Raw genomic sequence first — 15,935 nt, forward strand, 5'->3', positions numbered from 1 at the left:
CGGTGTTGTCCACGGCCGGGCGCCGGTGGGATGCTCGATCATCGATCGGGTGTCGGCAGAAGGGCGGGGGTGACGGGAGTGACGCGGGCGGAGGGCGCCACCCGGCCGGTGACGGTGGTCACCGGGGGCGGGCGGGGCATCGGTGCGGCGACCGCGCTACGGCTGTCGCGGGCCGGGCACGACGTGGGCATCGGCTACGAACGCGACGCGGAGGCGGCGCAGCGGACGGCCGCAGCGGTGCGGGACGCGGGCGGGAGAGCGGTGACCTTCCGCCTGGACGTCAGCGACGAGGACCAGGTGGACGCGTTGTTCACCGAGGTGCGCGAGCGCCTGGGGCCGGTGACGGGAGCGGTGTGCAACGCGGGCGTCACCGGACCGCTGGGCCGCTTCACCGAGACCCCGGCGTCCGTGATGCGCCGCGTGACCGAGGTGAACGTCCTGGGCACGCTGCTGTGTGCGCGTCGCGCGCTGCGCGAGATGTCGACCGCGCACGGCGGGGCGGGCGGCGCGATCGTCGCCGTCTCCTCGTGCGCGGCGACGCTGGGCAGCCCTGGCGAGTACGTGCACTACGCGGCGACGAAGGCGGCCGTCGACGCGATGACGGTGGGGCTGGCGAAGGAGTACGGGCCGGAGGGCGTGCGGGTGAACTCGGTGCAGCCCGGGTCGGTCCTCACCGACATGCACGCGGCGATGGGCGACCCGGACCGCGCGTGGCGGAAGGCCGAGGTCACGCCACTGCGGCGGCCGGGCGAGCCGCGCGAGATCGCGGACGCGATCGCCTGGCTGCTGTCGGACGAGGCGTCGTTCACCTCCGGCGCCGTGCTGCGGGTGTCCGGCGGGCTGTGAGACCCCGCGCCGAGGACGGCTGCGGGGTCACGGGGCCAGGTGGGCGACCTTGTCCGGGTTGGCCATCAGGTACAGGGTGCGGATGCGGCCGTCGATGACGTCCACCGACATGACGGTGTGCGGGCGCCCACCGCTGGTGACCAGGACCGCGGGGGCGCCGTTGAGTTCGAGGAAGGTCCACCGCACGTCGGGGATCTCCTTGGGGCCGATGGCTGCGAGGAAGCGGGCGACCTTGCGGGCCGACTCGATGACGCGGCGCGGCGCCTTCGCCTTGCCTCCGGCGTCGCCGACCAGGTGGGCGTCGGGCGCGAGGACGGCCAGCAGCCCCTCGAGATCGCCGGCGGTCGCGGCGGCCAGGAAGCGCTCGGTCAGGTCGCGTTGCTGTGCCGGGTCGACCTCGAACCGCGGCCGGCGCTCGGCGACGTGCCGACGTGCCCGTCCGGCCAACTGCCGCACCGCCGGTTCGGCGCGCTCCAGGGTGGCGGCGATCTCGGTGTACGGGTAGCCGAAGGCCTCGCGGAGTACGAATACCGCGCGTTCCAGCGGGGATAGCGACTCGAGCACCACCAGGAGGGCGAGGGAGACCGACTCGGCCAGCACCACCCGGTCGGCGCCGTCGGGCACCGGGGCGGAGGCGAGGTCGGTGGGGAACGGCTCGGGCAGCCAGGGGCCGACGTAGGTCTCCTTGCGCGCCTGGACCTGGCGGAGCCGGTCGATGGCGAGGCGGGTGGTGGTCCTGACCAGGTAGCCGCGGGCGTCGCGCACGGCGGTGGTGTCGGCGGCGGACCAGCGCAGCCAGGCCTCCTGGACGACGTCCTCGGCGTCCGCAACGCGGCCCAGCATGCGGTAGGCGACAGCGAGGAGCACGTCGCGGTGCTGCTGGAATTCCCGGGCGGGGGCGGTGGTGGAGTTCTCGGCTGCCACGGCTCCATGATGGCATCCGGGCGGGCGACGACGTCGCCGGGTGGGCGGCTCGCTGCGGGTTTCGCACTTCCCTCCTCCACCCCTTGCTGACATGGTGTCTAGGACTGTCTCTCCGACAACTCCGACCAGCGCGCAGGGAGTCCGCCGTGACCGTCGCCCCCGTCCACGCAGCCGTGCCCGTCTCCGACACCTCCGTGCGGGTGCGCCCGCCCGGCGGGCCGGCGTTCGATGTGGTCCACGAACGGCGGGGCAGCGGTGCTCCCGTGCTGCTCCTGCACGGCATCGGGCACCACTGGCAGGCCTGGGAACCGGTGCTCTCCGCACTGGCCGCCTCGCACGAGGTGGTGGCCGTGGACCTGCCGGGCTTCGGCGCCTCGCCTGCACTGCCTCCGCCGTACGACTACGACCTGGGCACGGTGGTGCCGCTGCTGGCCCGCACCCTGGAGGCGCTGGGCATCGAGCGGCCGCATGTGGTGGGCAACTCCCTCGGCGGCCTCCTGGCGCTGGAGCTCGGGCGGCACGGGCACGCCCGCTCGGTCACGGCCCTCTCCCCCGCCGGGTTCTGGACCGAGCCGGAGCGACGGTATGCGTTCGGGGTGCTGCGCGGCATGCGGGCGGGCGCCGCGGCCCTTCCGGACGGCGCGGTGCGCCGGCTGGCCCGCACCGCGGCCGGGCGCGCGGCGCTGACCAGCACCATCTACGCCCGGCCGGGGCGGCGTTCCCCGGAAGCGGTGGTGGCCGAGACACGGGCGTTGCGGGACGCGGCCGGCTTCGCCCCGGCTCTGGCTGCGGGGCGGCGCGGCGACGTCCGCTTCACCAGCGACCTCGCCGACGTCCCGGTGACCCTCGCCTGGGGCGACCGGGACCGGCTGCTGCTGCCGCGTCAGGGGGTACGCGCCAAGAAGACGATCCCCGGAGCGCGGCTGGTCCGGCTGAACGGCTGCGGGCACGTGCCGATGAACGACGACCCCGCGAGGGTGACGCGGGTCGTCCTGGACACGGTGGCGCGCGCCACGGTGTGACCGTGACGCCGCGACACCGGCCGGGGTCCGGGCGCAGGGGGTGCGGCGTGCCGTTCGGGGGCCGGGCTCCCCGCGGACGCGCGGCCCGCGCCATACTGGCGCCGTGGATGGGGACTTCACTTACGCGGACGTGGGGGCGACCGCGACGGACCGGCAGCCGGAGGGCTTCTCCCGGCTGTGGGTGCGGACGCGGATCGGTGAGGGCGACACCGACTTCCGGACGGCCGCGTGCGCGGTGTCCGGGTGGCGGATGCACCGGGCGATGGGAGTGCGCGTCGACGCCGACGCCGAGTCGGCCGTCGAGGGCGCGCGGGTACGCGTGGGGCTGGGCATCGGACCGTTACGGCTGCACGCGCCGTGCCGGGTGGTGTGGACGCTTGACGAACGGCGGCGCACGGGCTGGGCGTACGGCACGCTGGCCGGGCACCCGCAGTGCGGGGAGGAGGCGTTCGTCGTCACCCGCGACGGCTCGGGCACGGTGTGGCTGACGGTCCTGGCCTTCAGCCGGCCCGCGGTGTGGTGGACGCGCGCCGCGGGCGGGCTGGTGCCGGTGTTCCAGCGCCGGTACGCCGACCGGTGCGGGACCGTGCTGCGGCGACTGGTGCGGGAGGGCGGACGTGCCGGGGACTGACAGGGCTCCCCGAAACGTCCCGCCGGAGCGGCGAGGCGCCCGACCGGCCCCGGGCTGGGCGGATTTCACCCCGTCGTCACACCACGGTGAGGACGCGGCAACACGGCCGGGCGAACGTGGCCGGGTGGACGAGACGACGACTGCGGGCAACCGCCCCGGCAGCCGGCGGCGCGGACGGTCCGCCGGGCACGCCCCGCGGGACGTGCTGCTGCCGCGCGGCGGCGACACGCTCACGGTGCGGCCGGTGGACGTCCGCGACGCGGACGCCGTGACGGCACTGCACGCTCTCTGCTCCGACGCCGCGCTGCGGGCCCGCTACCGGGCGCCGGGCGCGGCGACCGGCGCGCGGCTGCGCGGGGAGGCCGACGTGCTGCTGTCGCACCTGCTCGCTCCGCACATGGGCCACACCCTGGGCGCGTTCCGGTCCGACGGCGCAGTGGTCGGCCTGGGGCACCTGCTGTGGGACGGCGCGGACGAGGCGGAGGCCGCCCTCCTCGTGGCGGACTCCTGGCAGCGGCGGGGCGTCGGCGCCGGGCTGCTGCGGCGGCTGGTGAGCACGGCCGGAGAGCGCGGGCTCGGCCGGGTCTACACCGTCGCGACACGACCGGCTTCCGGCGCGGCGGCGGTGCTGCGCACGCTGGGGCTGCCGCTGGAGTTCCGTCACGAGGAGGACGCCGTCGTCGTCACGGCATCGCGGGTTCCGGCACCGTGTGGGCCGGCGCGGCCTGCCGGTCCGCCGGGGCTGGGACGACGCTGCCGGCTCCGCTGAGCGCCACGTCGAGGTCGTGCCACAGGTCCTCGACGTCCTCCAGGCCGACCGACATGCGCAGCAGCTTCTCGTCGATCCCACCGCTGCGCCGGTCGTCCTCGGGGACGATGCGGTGGCTGATCGAGCCGGGGTGCTGGATGAGCGTATCGACGCTGCCGAGGCTGACCGCGGGGGTGATGAGCCGCACGCCGGAGATGACCTCGTGCGGGTCGCCGGCCACCTCGAACGCGACCATGGCGCCGCCGATCCTCGGGTAGTGGACGCGGGTCACGCGGGGGTCCTCGGTCAGCCGGCGGACGAGTTCGGCGGCGGTCGCGGACTGGGCACGCACCCGGACGGGCAGCGTGGAGAGGCCGCGCAGCAGCAGGTATCCGGCCAGCGGGTGCAGCACGCCGCCGGTGGCGAAGCGGATCTGGCGGAGCTGCCGGGCGGTCTCCTCGTCGCACGCGATGACGCCGCCGAGCACGTCGCCGTGTCCGCCGAGGTACTTGGTGGCGCTGTGCAGCACCAGCCGTGCACCGCTCTCGCACGGCCGCTGCAGAACGGGGGTGGCGAAGGTGTTGTCCACCAGCAGCGGCACCGAGCCGGCGGCCTCGGCCACGGCGGCGAGGTCCTGCTCGGCCAGGGTGGGGTTGGCGGGGCTCTCGACCATGACCAGGCCGGTGTCCGGGCGGATCGCCTCGGCGATCTCGCCCGGGTCGACCCAGGTGACCTCGGTGCCGAGCAGGCCACTGGTCAGCAGGTGGTCGCTGCAGCCGTACAGCGGGCGTACGGCGACGACGTGGCGGAGTCCGGCCGAGGCGCGTACCAGCAGGGTGGCGGTGAGGGCGGCCATGCCGCTGGCGAACGCCACGGCCGCCTCGGTGCCCTCGAGACGGGCCAGGGCGTCCTCGAAACGCGCCACGGTGGGATTGTCGAGGCGGGAGTAGACCGGCGGCCCTTCCGGGCGCGCACCGGTGGCGGCGAACTCGTCGATGCGGGCGGCCTCGGCGCGGCTGTCGTGCGACGGGTAGGTGGTGGAAAGGTCCAGGGGCGTCGCGTGCAGGCCGAGGGCGGCGAGGTCCTCGCGTCCGGCGTGCACGGCTTCGGTGGCCAGCGATCGGGTGGCCGCAGTGGTCGTCTCCATGCTCCGATACTGAACAGCGACCGGTACTTAGCGGGATCCGGCCGTGCTACGTTCGGAGTATGACCGATTCCGTCGCTCTGGATCCGGTGGATCTGGAGATTCTGCGCCTGTTGCAGAACGACGCCCGGACCACCAACCGGGACCTCGCCGCCGCGGTCGGCATCGCGCCGTCGACGTGTCTGGACCGGGTGGGCCGGCTGCGGCGCAGCGGGGTCATCCTCGGGCATGAGTTGCGGCTGGACCCGGCGCGGCTGGGGCGGTCGCTGGAGGCGCTGCTGCTGGTGCAGGTACGGCCGCACCGCCGGGAGCTGATCGGGCCGTTCGTGGACCGCATCCGCGCGCTGCCGGAATCGCGGGCGCTGTTCCACCTGACCGGCCCGGACGACTACCTGGTGCACGTCGCGGTCACCGGGACGGCCGATCTGCAACGGCTGGTGCTCGACGAATTCACCTCCCGGCGGGAGGTGGCGCGGGTGGAGACCCGGCTCATCTTCCAGCAGTGGGCGTGCGGTCCGCTGCTCCCGCCCGCCTGACCGCGGCGCACCCGATCACGAACGGGGGCGGCCGATGGGCGTGACGTGGGGCTCGCTCGCGTACGAGGATGGACCGCATGTCCGATGCAACCAATGCCGCGCAGTCCACCGAGTCCGCCGAGGGGCCACTCCCCCGCCAGGTCGCGGACGCGTACGTCGACGCCCTCGTCGCGCTCGACCCCATCACCGGAACGTACCTGGGTGTGTCCGAGAGCCACAGCAGACTCCCCGACTTCTCGCCGCACGGGCAGGAGGAACTGGCCCGGCTGGGCCGTGACACGCTCGCGCGGCTGACCGAGGCCGAGCAGCGTCCGCGGGCCGGCAGCGACGCGGAACGACGGTGTGCCCGGCTGCTGCGGGAGCGGCTGTCCGCCGAACTGGCCCTGCACGATGCGGGCGAGGGCCTGCGGGCGGTCAGCAACCTGCACTCGCCGGTGCACGCGGTGCGCGGCGTGCTGACGGTGATGCCGTCGGAGACCGAGGAGGACTGGGCGGCGGTTGCACGGCGGCTGCGGGCGGTCCCGGCCGCGCTGGAGGGCTACCGGGCGTCGCTGGCGCAGGGTCTGGAACGGGGTCTGGCGGCGGGTCCGCGGCAGGTCGCCACGGTCGTGGGGCAGTTGGCCGAGTGGACCGGCGAGGGCGGCGGGGAGAGCTGGTTCGTCTCGTTCGCCGGTGAGGGCCCGGAACGGCTCGGCGAGGAGCTGGCCGCCGCGGCCGGCGAGGCCACAGGGGCGGTGCGGGAGCTGCGCGCGTGGCTGGTGAAGGTGTACGGGCCGGCCGTCGAGGGCGCCCCGGAGACGGTGGGCCGGGAGCGGTACGCCCGGTGGTCCCGGTACTGGAACGGCGCGGACCTGGATCTGGACGAGGCGTACGCGTACGGCTGGGCGGAGTTCCACCGGCTGCTGGCTCAGATGCGTGCCGAGGCGGAGAACGTGCTGCCCGGTGCGGCCACGCCGTGGGAGGCGCTGCGCCATCTGGACACCGCGGGCGAGGCCGTCGAGGGGGTCGAGGAGGTCCGGGACTGGCTGCAGGCTCTGATGGACGAGGCCATCGAGTCGCTGGACGGCACCCACTTCGACCTGGCCGAGCGGGTCAAGCGGGTGGAGTCGCGGATCGCGCCGCCGGGCAGTGCCGCGGCGCCGTACTACACGCAGCCGTCGCTCGACTTCTCCCGCCCGGGCCGCACCTGGCTGCCGACGCTGGGCGAGACCCGGTTCCCGGTCTACGACCTGGTGTCCACCTGGTACCACGAAGGCGTGCCGGGCCACCATCTCCAGCTGGCGCAGTGGACGCATGTCGCCGGTGAACTGTCCCGCTACCAGACGACGGTGGGGATGGTCAGCGCCAACGCGGAGGGGTGGGCGCTGTACGCGGAACGGCTGATGGACGAGCTGGGGTTCCTGCGGAACGCGGAGCGCCGGCTGGGCTACCTGGACGCGCAGATGATGCGGGCGCTGCGGGTGATCGTGGACATCGGCATGCACCTGGAGCTGGAGATTCCGGCGGACTCGCCGTTCCGTCCGGGCGAGCGGTGGACACCTGAGCTGGCGCAGGAGTTCTACGGCATGCACTGCGGGCGTCCGGCGGACTTCGTGGAGAGCGAGCTGGTGCGCTACCTGGGGATGCCGGGGCAGGCGATCGGCTACAAGCTGGGCGAACGTGCCTGGCTGAAGGGCCGGGACGCGGCGCGGGCGGCGCACGGCGACGCGTTCGACGCCAAGCGCTGGCACATGGCGGCCCTGTCGCAGGGGTCGCTGGGGCTCGACGACCTGGTGGCGGAGCTGTCGGCGCTCTGAGCCGCCCGGCGCGCACGGCCTTCCTCCGCGCTGCGCGCGCCGGGCCGCCGCCACCGCTCACGAGGTGAGCGGGGCGGCGCGGTGGCGCACGGTGGAACCGGTACGGGTCTTGAGCACCTCCAGCTGGACCGGGATGCGGGTGCGCAGGTCGGCGACGTGGCTGACGATGCCGACGCAGCGGTCGCGTTCGCGGAGTGCGTCGAGGACGTCGAGGACCTCGTCGAGAGTCTGCTCGTCGAGGCTGCCGAAACCCTCGTCGATGAAAAGGGTGTCGAGGCGGGTGCCGCCGGCCTCGTCGGTGACGACGTCGGCGAGGCCGAGGGCGAGGGCGAGGGAGGCGAAGAACGTCTCGCCGCCGGAGAGGGTGGCGGTGTCGCGCTGCACCCCCGTCCAGGAGTCGACGACGTGCAGGCCGAGGCCGGAGCGGCCGCGCCCGGAGGCGCGTTCGTCGGAGTGCACGAGGGTGTAGCGGCCGGCGGACATGCGCGCGAGGCGGGCGCTGGCCGCGGCGGCGACCTGTTCCAGTCGTGCGGCGAGGACGTAGGTCTCCAGGCGCATCCGGTGCCGGTTCTCCGCGGAGGTGCCGGCCGCCAGGTGGGCCAGGGCGGCGACGCGTTCGTGCACCCGGCGCAGCGGCGCGGTGCGGCGGATCTGAGCGGTGGCCCGGGCGCCGAGTTCGTCGAGTTCGCGACACCGGGCGCGGGCGGCGTCCAGGGCGGTGTCCGCGAGGCGCCGGGCCAGGTCGGCCTCGCGTGCGGCGGTCTCCGCACGGACAGGGTCGGCCGGGGGTGCCTGGGCCGCCGCGAGGAGTTCGGGGTCGGAGAGGGCGTCGGCGACGGCCTTCTCCTCGGTGTGCCAGGCGTCGAGGTCCCGCTGGAGACGGCTTTGCGTGGCAGCGTCGAGGAAGGCGTCCCGGGCGGCTTCGCGGGTGGGGAAGCCGGCTGCCCGCAGGGCTTCGGCGAGGCGCGTGTCCGCGTCGTCCTGATGGCGGGCCGCGGTGAGACGGGTGCGCGCGGCGTCGGCCGCGGTGGCGAGCAGCCGGGCGCGGCGTTCGAGGAGGTCGGCGTGCTCGGCGAGCGTTCCCTCGGCGCCGGTGGTGCGGGAGGTGCCGGTCCCCGCCCGGAAGCGCTCCAGTTCACGGGTGAGGGCTGCCTCCTCGACCTGGAGCGCTTCACGGCGGGAGGCGCGGGCGGCGCTGCGGCGTTCGGCGTCCTGGGCCGCGGACCGGCGGCGGGCGTGTTCGCGGTCGGCGCTGTCGAGGGCCTCGCGGGCGGAGTGGGCCCCGCCGGCGGCGGTGCGTGCCGCGGCGTGCTGTTCCTCCAGGGTGGTCGCGGCCTGTTCGAGGGCGGCGTGGGTGGCGTCGCCGGTTTCGGCGCGGGCGGCGGCGAGGTGGTCCCGGAGGGTGCGCAGCCGGCCGGCGGCTTCCTCGCGGGCGGTGTCGGCGCGCTGGTGGGCGTCCAGGGCTGCGTCCTCGGCGCGCTGGTCGGCGTGGTCGTCGGCGGGCTCGCGCGGGTCGGGGTGGGTGGTGGCACCGCAGACCGCGCAGGGTTCGCCGTCGCGAAGGGCGGTGGCGAGTTCTGCGGCGTAGCCGGCGAGCCGGCGGTTCCTGACGTCGAGCCAGTTCTCGCGGGCGTCTGCGGCCTCCTCGCGGGCGCGGAGGAGCGCCGCGCCGGCCAGGGGTTCCTCCTCGGCGAGCCGGTCACGCCGGTGGGCGGCCTCCAGCCTGCGGCGCGCCGTCCCCAGGCGGCCGTCCAGGTGTTCGGCCCGGGTGGCGGCCTCCTGCGCGGCGTCCACGCGCTGCTGGAGTGCGGCGCGGGTGGCGTCCCAGTCGGCGAGCCAGGCGGCGGCTTCGCGCAGACCCTCCTCGTCGGCGCGGGCTTCACGTTCCAGGGTGGCGAGTTGGGCGTGCAGGTCGGTGCGGCGCTGCTCGGAGCGGCGGGCCGCTTCCAGGGCGCCGAGGTCGCGGCGGGTGGCGCGTTCGAGGTCGGTGAGCCGGTCCGGGCCGGCGTCGGCGACGTCGGCGGGAAGGTCGTGGCGGGCGCGCGCCTCCGCCGCCGCGGCGCGGTCGTGGTCGGCGGCGGCCCGGTCGCCGTGGTCGAGGAGAGGAGCGACGGTGTCGGCGGCGCGGGAGGCGGCGAGGCGTGCGGCGGCGTCACGACGTTCGACCGCGCGGGCCTCGAGGGCGGTGTGGCGCTGCCGGGCTTCGGCGTACCGGCGCCGGCGGCGGTCGAGTTCACGGGTCTGCTCGGCCTCGCGGGCGGCGGCTTCGTGACGGGCGTCGGCGGCGCGGGAGGCGAGTACGGCGATCTCGTGCCGTTCGCGGGCGGTGCAGCGGGCCTGCGCGGCCCAGGCGAGGAGCCCGTCGGTGGTGGCGGGTGCGGTGGTCTCGCCGTCGGCAGGGGTGGAGGCAGAAGCGGGGACGGAGGCAGATGCGGGGGGAGCGGTCGCGGCGGGGGTGCGCGGGTCGGGTACGGACGCGGCCGGTCGCCGTGCGCGGGCCGGCTCATCGGCTCCGCCGGGCTGTTCCAGGTCGGCGAGGATGTCGGCACCGGCCGCCTGGCGGATGCGGTGGGCGTAGCCCGTGAGGGCCTGGTCGCTCTCGGAGACGTCCTGCTCGGTCTCCTTGCGCATCCGGGCGAGTTCCTCCTCGGCGGCGGCGAAGGCGGCGGTGTCGAAGAGGCGGCCGAGGAGCTTGGCACGCTCTTCGGCGGAGGCCCTCAGGAAGCGGGCGAAGTCGCCCTGCGGCAGCAGGACGACCTGGCAGAACTGGTCGCGGCTCATGCCGAGGAGCTGCGTGATCTCCTCGCCGATCTCCTGGTGGGAGAGGCTGAGCGCCTTCCACCCGCCGGTGGAGGGGTCGTGCTCACGCAGGGTGGACCGGGCGCGCTCCCGGGTGAAACCGGTGCCCGTCTTCTTGGGACGGAGCTGGTCGGGGGCGCGGGTGATCTCCAGGCGGCGGTCTCCCACCGTGAGGTCGAGGACGACGCAGGTGGCGGTGTGCGGGTCGGCATGGTGGCTGCGGAGAACGCCGCCGGGCTGCTGCCGGGCGCCGGGCACGGCGGCGTACAGGGCGTAGCACACGGCGTCGAGGACGGAGGTCTTGCCGGCGCCGGTCGCGCCGTGCAGCAGGAACAGCCCGCCGGCGGACAGGTCGTCGAAGTCGACGTGGTGGGTGCCGGCGAAGGGACCGAACGCGGTGAGCGTCAGGGAGTGGAGTCTCATCGGGCGGCTCCGCTTCCCGCGGTCTCGGTGCTCCGGGCACGGACGGCGTCCAGGGCGTCGCCGAGCAGGCCGCGTTCGTGGGCGTCGGCGGCCCGGCCGCCGCGCACGTGCAGGACGAAGTCCTCGGCGATCTGCTGTGCGGTGCGCCCGCGGACACGGGCCGCGTACCCGGTGTGCGGGTCGTCGGGAGCGCCCTCGGGGTCGAAGGCGAGGCTGAGGACGTGCGGGAAGCGGCGGGCCAGGCGGGCCATGGGTTCGGAGGGGCGGACGGCGTCGGTGAGCGTGGCCTCCACCCAGGCGTCCTCGTGCCGGGAGTGCGCTTCGGCGGCGAGGAGGTCGTCGAGGGTGCCGCGGAGGCGGGCGAGGGGGCGCGGGACAGGGCAGTCGAGGCGCTCGGCGCGTACCGCGCCCTCCGCGTCGAGGTCGATCATCCACATGGACTTGCGGTGCTCGCTCTCGGAGAAGGAATAGGCCAGGGGCGAACCGGAGTAGCGCACCCGCGGGGTGAGGGTCTGGCAGCCGTGGAGGTGGCCGAGGGCTGCGTAGTCGACGCCGTCGAAGACGGCGGCGGGCACGGACTCGACGCCGCCGACGGTGATGTCGCGTTCGCTGTCGGAGGGCCGGCCGCCGGTGACGAAGGCGTGCGCGAGGACGACGGACCGGGTGTCGGCGGGGCGGCCGGCGAGGTCGGCGCGCACCCGGTCCATCGCGGCGGTCAGCACGGCTTCGTGGCTACGCTGCCCGGCGCCGAGCGTGGTCTGGGTGAGCGTCGGTTCGAGGTAGGGCAACCCGTAGCAGGCGACGTCGCCGTGCTCGTCGTGGAGGACGACGGGGGTGCCGCAGCCGGCGGGGTCGGTGCGCAGGTGGACGCCGGCGCTGCGGATGAGGCCGGAGGCGACGCCGAGGCGCCGGGCCGAGTCGTGGTTGCCGGAGATCATGACGGTCGGGATGCCGAGGGCGGCGAGCCGGTGCAGGACGTCGTCGAAGAGTTCCACGGCGGCCAGCGGCGGCACGGCCCGGTCGTAGACGTCGCCCGCGACGAGGACGGCGTCGACCCGCTGTTCCTCGGCGGTGGCCACCAGGTGCGTGAGGAAGTCGCGTTGGGCGTCGAGCAGCCCGACGCGGTGGAAGGAGCGGCCCAGGTGCCAGTCCGAGGTGTGCAGCAGACGCATGGTCACAGACTCTAGGTGCGGCCACTGACATCGTCTTTCGCGGCCTGCGGCGTCCCGGAACCGACGGGTCCGTCCGCAGCCGACGGGGGGTCAGGCGGCCGTGCCGCCTCCGGTGACGGGGGGCGTGCCGCCCGCGGCGTAGGTGTCGCCGCCGAGTTCGAGGCGGGCGGTGCCGGCAGTGGCGTCGGCGAGCCGGGCGCGGAAGTCCTCCACCGTTGCGGCCGGCAGCGCGAGGTCGAGGGTGACTTCCGCGCCGTAGCGCACGTCGAGGACGGCCGCGTCACCGGCGGCGCGGAGGTCGTTCTCCAGGCGCCCGGCCCGTTCGTGGCCGACGGTGACCGTGACGAGGCGGCAGCGGCGCCGCTCCACGGTGCCGACCGCGTCGAGGGCGGCACCGACGGCGCCCCCGTAGGCGCGGATGAGTCCGCCCGCCCCGAGCTTGGTGCCGCCGAACCAGCGGCTGACGACGGCGACGAGGCAGCGGGTCTCGCGACGGGTGAGCATCTGGAGCATGGGCAGTCCGGCGGTGCCGCCGGGTTCGCCGTCGTCGCCGGAGCGCTGCACGCCCGCGTCGGCGCCGATGACGTACGCCCAGCAGTGGTGGCTCGCGGTCGGGTGCTCACGGCGGACGCGGGCGATCACCTCCTGGGCCTGCTCCTCGGTGGCGGCCGGGGCCAGCAGGCAGCGGAACCGCGAGCGGTTCACCTCCGTCTCGTGCACGCCCTCGGCGGCGACGGTGAGGTAGCCGTCCTGCTTCTCGTCGCTCCGGTCCCGTTCGTGCGGCATGACGGCAGCCTATGCGGGCGGCGGGGGAATGCCGCGGGCCGGTGCGCGGGTTGTGCACGGCATGAGCAGCGAGACGGAGACCATGCGGCGCGTCCTGACCTCCTCCGGGGACACCTGGGCGGTGGTCGGGCTGTCCGGCAACACCTCGCGGGCCGCCTACGGCGTCGCTCAGGTGCTGCGGCGGTTCGGCAAGAGGGTGGTGCCCGTCCATCCGCGGGCGGAGACCGTGCACGGCGAGCCGGGGTACGCGAAGCTGGCCGACGTGCCGTTCCCGGTGGACGTGGTGGACGTGTTCGTGAACTCCTCCCTCGCGGGCGGTGTCGCGGACGAGGCGGTGGCGGCCGGCGCGAAGGCCGTGTGGTTCCAGCTGGACGTGGTCGACGAGGCGGCGTACGAGCGGACGCGCGCGGCGGGGCTGGACATGGTGATGGACCGGTGCCCGGCCATCGAGATTCCGCGGCTCGGCCTGGGCTGAACGCGGCCTCCGCCCTCGGCCGACGGGCACGCCGGGGCCCTCCCGCCCGGGTGGGGTTCAGGCGGGACCGGGACGGGCGGAGGCTTTACCGGGGCGGGGGCACGGCGACCGCCATGGTCATCTCCACGGGCTGCGTGCCGTCGTTGCGGTAGCCGTGCGGTACGTGGGACTCGAAGGACGCCGAGGTCCCCGCGGGCAGCGCGTAGTCCTCGCCGTCGGCGGTCAGGATGAGTTCGCCGGCGGTGACGTGGACGAGTTCCGTCGTGCCCTGGGGGTGGGGGTCGGAGGCGCTGCCCTCCCCCGGCATCAGCCGCCAGTGCCACAGCTCCAGGGGGCCGGGGGCCTCGGCTCCCGCCAGGAGGGTGCTGTGACTCCCGGCGTCCGTGGACCACAGGCGCACTGCCTGGTCCGGCGGGACGACGCGGACCTGGGGCTCCCGGTCGAAGTCCAGCAGGGTGGTGATGCTCACGCCCAGCGCGTCGCCGACCTTGACGACGGTGCCGACGCTCGGGTTGGTGCGGGCCTGTTCGATCTGGATGAGCATGCCCCGGCTTACGCCCGCCCGGGCGGCGAGGGCGTCCAGGGTGAAGCCGCGTTCCTGCCGCCATCGCCTGAGGTTGCGGGCGAGGGACTGCGTGAGGTGGTCGAGGTCCGTCACGTGCGGGCGCACCGTCCAGTCGTGGTCCACTATTCTGCATGACAGAGTCCAGTCCGCCGTACTACGGTGTGCTGGACCCAACCGTTCACCACACTGTACTGCGAGGTGCCGTCATGACCGCAGCCCTGGCGCTGGCGACCAGCCTGATGTGGGGGCTGGCCGACTTCGGCGGCGGGCTGCTGACCCGGCGCATGTCCGCCCTCACCGTCGTGGTCGTGTCGCAGACCCTCGCCGCGCTGGTACTGGGCGCCGTGGTCGTGGCGACCGGAGGCTGGAACGAGTGGGGCCCGCAGCTGTGGTTCGCGGTCGCCGCCGGCGTGGTGGGGCCAGTGGCGATGCTCTCCTTCTACAAGGCGCTCGCGCAGGGGCCGATGGGTGTGGTCTCACCGCTCGCCTCACTCGCCGTGGTGGTGCCGGTCGGCGCCGGGCTCGCCCTGGGCGAGCGCCCGGGCTGGACGCAGGCCGTGGGCATCCTCGTCGCCGTCACCGGGGTGGTGCTGGCCGGCGGCCCGGAGCTGCGCGGCGCCCCGGTACAGCGGCAGACGCTGCTGCTGACGCTGGTCTCCGCTTTCGGTTTCGGTGCCGTGATGGCGCTCATCGAGCACGCCTCGACCAGCATCACGGGGCTGTTCCTCGCGCTGTTCGTGCAGCGGCTGTGCAACATCGCGGTCGGCGGCGGGGCGTTGCTGGTGCAGATGCGGCGCGGCGCGCCCGCGCTGCCCGAGGGCGGGGTGCCGGTACTTCGCTCCCAGCTTCCCGCGCTGGCCTTCGTCGGCCTCGCGGACGTGGCGGCCAACGGGACCTACGTACTGGCGGCGCAGCACGGTCCGGTGACCGTCGCGGCAGTGCTCGCCTCGCTCTATCCGGTGGTCACGGCGCTGGCGGCGCGGGGCGTGCTCAAGGAGAGACTGCGCGGTGTGCAGACCGCCGGGGCGGGGCTGGCGCTGGTGGGCACGGTACTGCTGGCCTCCGGCTGAGCGCGGAGGGGGGAGCGGGCGCGCGGGTCAGAAACGCTGGACGGCGTAGAGCAGCAGGGCGAACCCCTGGACGGCGATGGCCGCCAGAAGGAGTATGCGCAGCGTGCGGCCGCTCACGGCGCCTCCCGTCCCGGTGCCCGTGCCGCGCGGCGCCCTGCCGCCGGCCGTTCTCATTCCAGTGTGCCCGCGGCGCTGCGTTCGGATGCCGCCAGTGCGCGCAGTTCCCGGGCCGTGATGCCGTCGGGCAGCGGCTCGGGCGGCGGGGTGCGCAGCGGCGGCTGCCAGCCGTGCGCGGCGTCCCAGCGGCGCACCACCCGGGCCGGGGCGCCGGCGACCACCGCGTGGTCGGGCACCTCGCCACGCACCACCGATCCGGCGGCGACGACCACGTTGCGGCCCAGGCGGGCGCCCGGCAGGACCACGGCGCCCGCGCCCAGCCAGCTGCCGGCGCCGATGTGTACGGGTGCGGTGCGCGGCCACTGGCGTCCCACGGGAGCGCCGGGGTCGTCGTAGGAGTGGTTGGTGGAGGTGATGTAGACGTACGGGCCGCAGAAGACGTCGTCGTCCAGGGTGACGGAGGCGTCGGCGATGAGGTGGCTGCCGCGGCCGACGACGACGCCGTCTCCGAGAGTCAGCACGGTGTCGTCTCCGAGGTCCAGGCCGGGCATCATGCCCGCGGTGAGGGTCACGTCCTGACCGATGACGCAGTGGTCGCCGATCTCCATCCACGGCGCGCCGAAGACTGTGCCCTGCGGAAACGCCAGGCGGCTGTGGGGGCCGAAGGCGCGGAAGGTGTACGGTCCGGGACGCTGCGCCGTGACGGCGCCGAGGTGCTGGGCGCGGCGCCACGCGGCGTGCACGGCGCGGGAGGCCAGCGCGGAGAACAGGTTACCGATCGGTCGCACCGCCTCACGGTAGCGGCTGGGCGGCCGTCCCACCCCGCGCCGGGCCTGTGATCCTTCCCGCAGCGTCGCCCGCCGGGGCGTCGCGCGCGCCTG

The 15,935-nt window shown here is 75.1% G+C and carries 15 protein-coding genes; 8 read left to right on the forward strand and 7 right to left on the reverse strand.

Translation table 11 applies throughout. The features are described from left to right. Positions 1-69: 69 nt before the first annotated feature. Complete coding sequence (locus tag E4198_RS00420) at positions 70-846, forward strand: SDR family oxidoreductase (RefSeq protein ID WP_247597488.1); 777 nt, start codon at positions 70-72, stop codon at positions 844-846. Positions 847-873: 27 nt separating this feature from the next. On the opposite strand, the gene E4198_RS00425 is transcribed toward E4198_RS00420, so the two are convergent. Next, on the reverse strand, positions 874-1,770 hold the full coding sequence (locus E4198_RS00425; protein WP_247597489.1) for an RNA polymerase sigma-70 factor: 897 nt from the start codon (positions 1,768-1,770) through the stop codon (positions 874-876). Between the two features lie 194 nt (positions 1,771-1,964). On the opposite strand from E4198_RS00425, the gene E4198_RS00430 reads away from it, so the two are divergent. From E4198_RS00430 to E4198_RS00440, 3 genes are all read left to right on the forward strand, one after another. Beyond that, the gene (locus E4198_RS00430) at positions 1,965-2,792 is read left to right on the forward strand and encodes an alpha/beta fold hydrolase (RefSeq protein ID WP_247597831.1); all 828 of its coding nucleotides are present in this window, start codon (positions 1,965-1,967) and stop codon (positions 2,790-2,792) included. A gap of 103 nt (positions 2,793-2,895) precedes the next feature. After that, complete coding sequence (locus E4198_RS00435) at positions 2,896-3,423, forward strand: DUF1990 domain-containing protein (RefSeq protein WP_136181358.1); 528 nt, start codon at positions 2,896-2,898, stop codon at positions 3,421-3,423. Between the two features lie 124 nt (positions 3,424-3,547). After that, positions 3,548-4,192, forward strand: coding sequence for a GNAT family N-acetyltransferase (locus tag E4198_RS00440; RefSeq protein ID WP_136181359.1), 645 nt, complete (start codon positions 3,548-3,550; stop codon positions 4,190-4,192). On the opposite strand, the gene E4198_RS00445 is transcribed toward E4198_RS00440, so the two are convergent. Beyond that, on the reverse strand, positions 4,107-5,318 hold the full coding sequence (locus E4198_RS00445) for a PLP-dependent transferase (protein ID WP_136181360.1): 1,212 nt from the start codon (positions 5,316-5,318) through the stop codon (positions 4,107-4,109). The genes E4198_RS00440 and E4198_RS00445 overlap by 86 nt on opposite strands. 59 nt (positions 5,319-5,377) lie before the next feature. On the opposite strand from E4198_RS00445, the gene E4198_RS00450 reads away from it, so the two are divergent. Together E4198_RS00450 and E4198_RS00455 are read left to right on the forward strand one after the other, a co-directional pair. Further along, a complete protein-coding gene (locus E4198_RS00450; protein WP_136181361.1) occupies positions 5,378-5,851 on the forward strand; it encodes an Lrp/AsnC family transcriptional regulator in 474 nt (157 codons plus the stop codon). Positions 5,852-5,928: 77 nt separating this feature from the next. Further along, positions 5,929-7,647 (forward strand): DUF885 domain-containing protein, encoded by a 1,719-nt coding sequence (locus E4198_RS00455; protein ID WP_136181362.1) that lies wholly within the window; start codon positions 5,929-5,931, stop codon positions 7,645-7,647. A gap of 57 nt (positions 7,648-7,704) precedes the next feature. Here E4198_RS00455 and E4198_RS00460 read toward each other — a convergent pair whose 3' ends face one another. The 3 genes from E4198_RS00460 to E4198_RS00470 all read right to left on the reverse strand — a co-directional run bounded on the left by E4198_RS00460 (position 7,705) and on the right by E4198_RS00470 (position 12,827). Continuing rightward, positions 7,705-10,869 carry an SMC family ATPase gene (locus tag E4198_RS00460; protein WP_136181363.1) on the reverse strand — a complete coding sequence of 1,055 codons (3,165 nt, stop codon included), beginning with the start codon at positions 10,867-10,869 and terminating at the stop codon, positions 7,705-7,707. Further along, positions 10,866-12,041, reverse strand: coding sequence for an exonuclease SbcCD subunit D (locus E4198_RS00465; RefSeq protein WP_136181364.1), 1,176 nt, complete (start codon positions 12,039-12,041; stop codon positions 10,866-10,868). The genes E4198_RS00460 and E4198_RS00465 overlap by 4 nt, the downstream gene beginning before the upstream one ends. A gap of 90 nt (positions 12,042-12,131) precedes the next feature. Then, positions 12,132-12,827, reverse strand: coding sequence for a YigZ family protein (locus E4198_RS00470; RefSeq protein WP_136181365.1), 696 nt, complete (start codon positions 12,825-12,827; stop codon positions 12,132-12,134). A gap of 61 nt (positions 12,828-12,888) precedes the next feature. On the opposite strand from E4198_RS00470, the gene E4198_RS00475 reads away from it, so the two are divergent. Then, a complete protein-coding gene (locus tag E4198_RS00475; protein WP_027764748.1) occupies positions 12,889-13,302 on the forward strand; it encodes a CoA-binding protein in 414 nt (137 codons plus the stop codon). A gap of 85 nt (positions 13,303-13,387) precedes the next feature. Here the strand turns inward: E4198_RS00475 and E4198_RS00480 are convergent, their stop codons facing one another. After that, entirely contained in the window at positions 13,388-13,960 is a 573-nt protein-coding gene (locus E4198_RS00480; RefSeq protein WP_136185093.1) for an XRE family transcriptional regulator, read from the reverse strand. A gap of 113 nt (positions 13,961-14,073) precedes the next feature. On the opposite strand from E4198_RS00480, the gene E4198_RS00485 reads away from it, so the two are divergent. Continuing rightward, positions 14,074-14,937: a DMT family transporter gene (locus E4198_RS00485; protein ID WP_136181366.1), complete on the forward strand. Its 864-nt coding sequence runs from the start codon at positions 14,074-14,076 to the stop codon at positions 14,935-14,937. A gap of 170 nt (positions 14,938-15,107) precedes the next feature. Here E4198_RS00485 and E4198_RS00490 read toward each other — a convergent pair whose 3' ends face one another. Next, complete coding sequence (locus E4198_RS00490) at positions 15,108-15,842, reverse strand: acyltransferase (protein WP_136181367.1); 735 nt, start codon at positions 15,840-15,842, stop codon at positions 15,108-15,110. Between the last annotated feature and the right edge of the window lie 93 nt (positions 15,843-15,935).

The organism is Streptomyces sp. RKND-216, assembly GCF_004795255.1.
Lineage (GTDB): Bacteria > Actinomycetota > Actinomycetes > Streptomycetales > Streptomycetaceae > Streptomyces > Streptomyces hazeniae.